Origin of the sequence: Jatrophihabitans sp. (genome assembly GCF_036389215.1) — a bacterium.
Classification (GTDB): domain Bacteria; phylum Actinomycetota; class Actinomycetes; order Mycobacteriales; family Jatrophihabitantaceae; genus Jatrophihabitans_A.
Window position 1 is genome coordinate 1 of sequence record NZ_DASVQG010000064.1, and the last position, 5,436, is coordinate 5,436.

Consider the following 5,436-nt stretch of genomic DNA (forward strand, 5'->3'; position numbering starts at 1 on the left):
GGCCATCCGCAGCGCCCGGTCGCTGAGGTCGGTCGCCGTCACCGCCGTGCTGTGCTCGGACAGGTGCAGCGCCTGAAGCCCGCAGCCGGTGCCGACGTCGAGCGCGCGCCGCACCGGAGTGCGCACGGTGGCCTCGGCCAAGGTCAGACCGGCCGAGCCGATCCCCAGCACGTGCTCGGGGTGCAACGGGCCCGGCCGGACCTCGGCGCCGAGGTCGGAGACGACCCACCAGTCCGGGCCGCCGGTCTCGGAGTACGGCCGCAGGTCCAGCGTCGCCCGGACCTGGCCCGCCGCCTCCTCGACCAGCCCGGCGGCAGCTGCCTGCGCCAGCGGCAGGGGGCGAAGGGCCGCCTCGGCGGCGGCGGGCGGCACCGGCAGTCCCAGCAGGAACAGCCGGATCAGCGTCGCGGTCTCCGAACCGTGCCGGGTCAGCCGATCGGCACCGCTGAGGTCACCGCGCGACAGCGCCGCCTCACCGGGCAGGCCCAGCACCTCAGCCACCGCGACCGAGCCGAACCGGTCCCGGACCGCCTGGCCCAGCTGATCCAGTACCGCCGCCGGAAACAGCGGCTGGACGCTCATGCCGGCCTCGCGGCGGGCGGCTGGCCGGTCAGCAGGACGATCATCGGTGCAGGCACGAGCATCATCGTGCCGCAGCGCGCGATTCCCCATCGCGACGGCGATCTATCTCACCCTGCGATCTCACCCCGGCCAACCGGCCCCGGTGGCACCATGGTCAAGTGCGCCCGTCGAGAAACCACACCGACCGGCCGATCCTCATCACCGAGGCACCGGTCAACGCCGATGACGAGTTCGAGCACCGGCGCAGGCGGTACCTGCTGATGATGACGCTGCGGGCGGTGTGCATCATCGGTGCCGCGAGCACGTTCTCCCTCTCCGGCTGGGTCGCGGCCGGCTTCGTGGCTGCCGCGCTGGTGCTGCCCTGGTCTGCCGTGCTGATCGCCAACGACCGCCCTCCGAAGCAGGAACTGCGCTTTCGCCGGTTCGTCGGCGCCGGCGACCGGGCCCAGCGCCAGCTGACCTCCGGCCAGCCTGCGGACGGCGACCGTGCCGAGCCGCCGGAGCCCAGGATCATCGACATCTGAGCCGACCCGGCTCTCGCGAACGATGGCACAATCAATGCGTGACCACCCAGACCCTGGATGCCCCGAAGACCTCCGACGCCGACCAGGGCGATCAGGTCTTCCATTACGTCCGCAAGAACAAGGTTGCCGAGAGCGCGGTGCTCGGCACCATGGTCGAGGCGCTGTGCGGCGAGGTCTTTCCGGTCACCCGGGCAGCCAAGCCGGGTTCACCGGTCTGCCCACGCTGCAAGGAGATCTACGAGTCACTGCCCGCCGGCGGATCGGCCTGAGCCGGCCGGGGGGCTGACGGAGCTGATGGCGAGCCGGGGTGCGCAACGCCCGGCCGGCCGGGTTCCGGGCCCGGCGTGTAGGGCTTCCAGCCCCGTCCGGCACCGCGCACCTTTCCGGTGGTGGTCGGTGACCGCTGCTCGATCTCGGCGTTCAGTTCGGCGCCGAGCAGCACACCCAGGGCAAGCAGGAAGAAGAACAGCAGGGCCGCGATCGGCGCCGCCAGCGTTCCGTAGGCGTGATTCTGGTCGATGATGAAGTTGATGTAGAACCGCAGGCCGATCGATCCGGCCAGGAAGATCACCATCGCCAGCAGCGCACCAGGCACGCCGCGCCGCCACGGTAGCCGCCGCGGTGGCGCCAGGTGGTAGAGGCTGGTCAGCCCGATCAGCAGCAACAGCAGAACCACCGGCCAGTAGGCATCGCTGATCACCCGGTCAGCCGTCGTGCGGGCGCCCTCAGGAAACAGCTTGGGCAGCAGGGCCGGGCCGAGCACCAGGGCGGGCAGCACGATGACGCCCACCACGATCGAGCCGAGGTAGATACCCAGGGCCAGCAGCCTGCTGCGCACGGCGCCGCGCAGGTCGCGCATCCCATAGGCGATCGTGATGGTGTTGACGAAGGTGGCGGTTGCCGAGGACCCGGCCCACAGCGCCAGCACGAAACCGACGGAGATGACGTCGGCCCGGCCCGCGCGCAGCACCTCCTGCACCACCGGCGCGATCAGCTGGTCGACCACCTCGGCGCTGAAGGCCCGGGAGAAGGTGGTCAACAGGTTCTGCTGGACCCGGTCGACGGTGCCCGCCCCGGCCAAGTCGGAGAAATAGCCCAGCGCGGCCAGCAGCCCCAGGAACAGCGACGGCAAGGACAGCAGCTGCCAGAACGCGGCCTCGGCCGACAGCCCCAGGATCCGGTCGTTCCAGGCCCGGGACACGGTTCGCAGCGCCAGCGTCCGGACAGTGCGCTGGCTCATCACAGGTCCCTAGTCTGCCCAGCCCCGGTGGTCGGGTAGCAGTGTGACACGCCGCGAGCGCCGACACCGTGATGACATCGCTACCTCGCCGGCCGTGGGCCGGGTCAATCTCACATCGCCGCGGGTTGGTCGCGACGGCCCGGCGGCACTGTGGTTAGCCTTGCCGGGCAGGGCGGAACTTCTTGCCGGGACCGCGCCGGAGCAGGACCGGACGAGCAGTGAAGGGGGCGGCGTCGAGTGCCAGAACGCCGCCCGACCGGTACCCGGCTGCGCCTGTGGCAGCGTGAGGCGCTGGCCAAGTACGAGACCGAGCCGCGCAAGGACTTCCTGCTCACCGCTACCCCGGGGGCGGGCAAGACGACGTTCGCACTGAGCCTCGCGGTCGGCCTGCTGGGGCGCCGGGTGATCGACCGGGTGATCGTGGTGGCCCCCACCGATCACCTCCGCTCGCAGTGGGCCGAGGCCGCCGAACGCTTCGGGGTCGCGCTCGCGCCGGACCTCGGCAACTCGGTGGGCCCGGTGCCGGCCGACCTGCACGGATACGTCACGACCTACGCCCAGGTGGCCGGCAAGCCGACGCTGCACGCGGCCCGCGCCACCTCCAAGCGCAGCCTGGTCATCCTGGACGAGATCCACCACGCCGGCGACGGGCTGTCCTGGGGCGAGGCGGTCGAGCACGCCTTCGCCGGTGCCGGGCGGCGGGTGTGCCTGACCGGAACGCCGTTTCGCACCAGGGTCGGCGAGCGCATCCCGTTCGTCCGCTACGAGCCTGACGACGAGGGCGGCCTGGTCTCCACGGCGGACTTCAGCTACGGCTACGCCGACGCGCTGCGCGACCACGTGGTCCGCCCGGTGGTCTTCGCCGCCTACACCGGGGTGTCACGGTGGCGCAACTCGGCCGGTGAGGTGATCGCCGCCTCGCTGACCGAGGCTGGCACCAAGTCCACCGAACAAGCCGCCTGGCGCACCGCCCTGGACCCCAAGGGCGACTGGGTGCCGCACGTGATCGCGGCGATGGACGAGCGCCTCACCCAGCTACGCGAGTCCGGCATGCCCGACGCCGCGGGACTGGTGCTTGCCTCCGATCAGGAGGATGCCCGGGCCTACGCCTCGATCGTGCAACGGGTCACCGGCGAGAAGCCGTACCTGATCCTCTCCGACGACCCGAAGGCCAGTTCCAAGATCGCCGGGTTCGCGGCCGGTGGCGCCCGGATAGCGGTCTGCGTCCGGATGGTCTCCGAAGGCGTGGACGTGCCCCGAGCCGCCTGTCTCGCCTGGCTCACCAGCTACCGCACGCCGCTGTTCTTCGCCCAGGCGGTGGGCCGGGTGGTCCGCTCCCGCGGCCGGCACGAATCCGCGACGGTGTTCCTGCCCGCGGTGCGGCCGCTGCTGAGCCTGGCCGCGGAGCTGGAGAACGAGCGCAACCACGTGCTGCCGCCACCGGCCGGGCCGGCCGATTCGCTGGAGCTGGTGGACGATCTTGCCGAGGAGCAGCCCGAGCAGGCGGAGTCGGCGTTGCTGGAGGAGTGGCAGGCGCTGGCGGCCGAGGCCCAGTTCGCTCACGTCCTGCACGGCGGCCGGGCCGTCACACCCGACGCGGGCGCCGACCAGGACGCCAACTACCACGACTTCATCGGCCTGCCGGGGCTGCTGTCGGCGGAGCAGACCGCCGAACTGCTGGCCCGGCGCGACGAAGAATTGCGCAAGCGAGCGACCAGGGCCCGTCGGGCCGATCCGGATGCCCCGCCCGACCAGCCGGCGGAACCGACCGAGCCCGCCGGTCCAGCAGTCGGCAACTGGCGGGCGGCAGCTGACCTGCGCCGGGAAGTGAACCGGCTGGTGTCGGTGCTGGCAGCCCGGACCGGCACCCCGCATGCGGCCCTGCACGCTCAGCTCCGGGCGGCGGTGCCGGGCCCGGCCTCGGCCTCGGCCTCGCTGGAGGTGCTGGAATCCCGGCGCGCGTACCTGATGGCCAGGATGTGAGCACCACCGGCGACGCCTCACTGGCAGGCGGATCCGGGCTCGGCCGGACCCTCGGCCATGTTGCCGAAACGTTTCGCGGAGTTCGCTACACGCGTAATAACTCTCAATTGAGTTACTCCGGGGATTACGGCGCGCCTGAACTGGTTGTATGTAGTGAGCAGACACGATAAGTCTCAGAGCACCAGAGGCCCGGTCTGTGAGTCGACCGCGAGAACTGTCGCAGAAAACGAGGGACCAGTGACCAGCACCTTGACCGTCGAGCCACTGGCCGCAGCCGACCGCTGCGACCGGTGTGGCGCGCAGGCCTACGTGCGCGTCACACTTCCGGCTGGGAGCGAGCTGTTGTTCTGCGCTCACCACGGCCGCGAGTACGCGCCCAAGCTGCGTGAACTGGACGCCCAGATCCTGGACGAGTCCGAACGGCTGGATGAATCCCAGCCGGTGCCGGCCGGATCCGCGGGTCTGCCCGACTGACGGCTGAAAGCCGGGCCAGTCCAGGCCACTTGATACGAATGAAGACCGGTCCGCAAGGGCCGGTCTTCTTCGTATCCGAGAGCAGTCGGTTCGTATCCGAGGAACAGCCGGTGGTACCTGAGAGCAGCCGGTTCGTACCTCAGAGCAGCCGAATGGTATCGGAGAGCAGTCGACTCGGTGCACACTCAGCCACGAACAGCTCGCTCGGGACTGGAATCGGGTATTCGCGAGCCGGTCGCCGGGCCGCTCGCGGGGGTGGGTTGCGGCGCGAGGGAGGACACGGATGGCGGTACGGCAGGTGTCGCTGTGGCTGCAGCCTGAGCAGGCTGCCGCCGCGGAACTCGATGCGGTGATCGAGCGGCTGGCCGCCGTGCACGGTACCGCCGTGTTTCCGGCTCACCTGACCGTCCTCGGCGCCATCGACCAGGAGGCGGAGGCCGCGGCAGGCAACCTGGAGCAGGTCGCGCAGCTGCTGGACCCGCTCGAGGCCCGGTTCGTCGCAACCCGGTGCGAGCTCGCCTGGCATCGTTCGCTCTACCTGGCCGCTGTGCCCGAGCCAGCGCTTCGGCGTGCCTTCGAACTCGCGGTGCAGGCGTTCGAAGTGCCCGGCAAACCGGGGTTCGACCCGCATCT

6 protein-coding genes and 1 pseudogene are annotated in these 5,436 nt (G+C 70.8%); 5 read left to right on the forward strand and 2 right to left on the reverse strand.

All coding sequences use genetic code 11. The annotated features are described in order from the left end of the window. Window positions 1–582 (reverse strand): DUF7059 domain-containing protein (locus VF542_RS02835; protein ID WP_422653740.1); only part of this gene is annotated, 582 nt, incomplete at its 3' end. A gap of 158 nt (window positions 583–740) precedes the next feature. On the opposite strand from VF542_RS02835, the gene VF542_RS02840 reads away from it, so the two are divergent. Further along, window positions 741–1,106, forward strand: a complete 366-nt coding sequence (locus VF542_RS02840) for a DUF3099 domain-containing protein (protein WP_408650196.1) — start codon at window positions 741–743, stop codon at window positions 1,104–1,106. 38 nt (window positions 1,107–1,144) lie between these two features. Then, on the forward strand, window positions 1,145–1,375 hold the full coding sequence (locus VF542_RS02845; protein WP_408650197.1) for a DUF3039 domain-containing protein: 231 nt from the start codon (window positions 1,145–1,147) through the stop codon (window positions 1,373–1,375). Here VF542_RS02845 and VF542_RS02850 read toward each other — a convergent pair. Beyond that, window positions 1,342–2,346, reverse strand: coding sequence for a YihY/virulence factor BrkB family protein (locus VF542_RS02850; RefSeq protein ID WP_408650198.1), 1,005 nt, complete (start codon window positions 2,344–2,346; stop codon window positions 1,342–1,344). The genes VF542_RS02845 and VF542_RS02850 overlap by 34 nt on opposite strands. Before the next feature lie 237 nt (window positions 2,347–2,583). Between VF542_RS02850 and VF542_RS02855 the strand changes: the two genes are divergently transcribed. From VF542_RS02855 to VF542_RS02865, 3 genes and pseudogenes are all read left to right on the forward strand, one after another. Continuing rightward, a complete protein-coding gene (locus VF542_RS02855; protein ID WP_408650199.1) occupies window positions 2,584–4,329 on the forward strand; it encodes a DEAD/DEAH box helicase in 1,746 nt (581 codons plus the stop codon). Between the two features lie 237 nt (window positions 4,330–4,566). After that, complete coding sequence (locus VF542_RS02860) at window positions 4,567–4,803, forward strand: DUF7455 domain-containing protein (RefSeq protein ID WP_408650200.1); 237 nt, start codon at window positions 4,567–4,569, stop codon at window positions 4,801–4,803. A 283-nt stretch (window positions 4,804–5,086) separates the two neighbouring features. Next, window positions 5,087–5,436, forward strand: a pseudogene (locus tag VF542_RS02865) (hypothetical protein); the annotation flags it as partial.

Excerpts from the sequence above, each read along its gene's own strand:
- VF542_RS02850 (WP_408650198.1), bottom strand. The coding sequence starts at position 2,346 with ATGAGCCAGCGCACTGTCCGGACGCTGGCGCTGCGAACCGTGTCCCGG.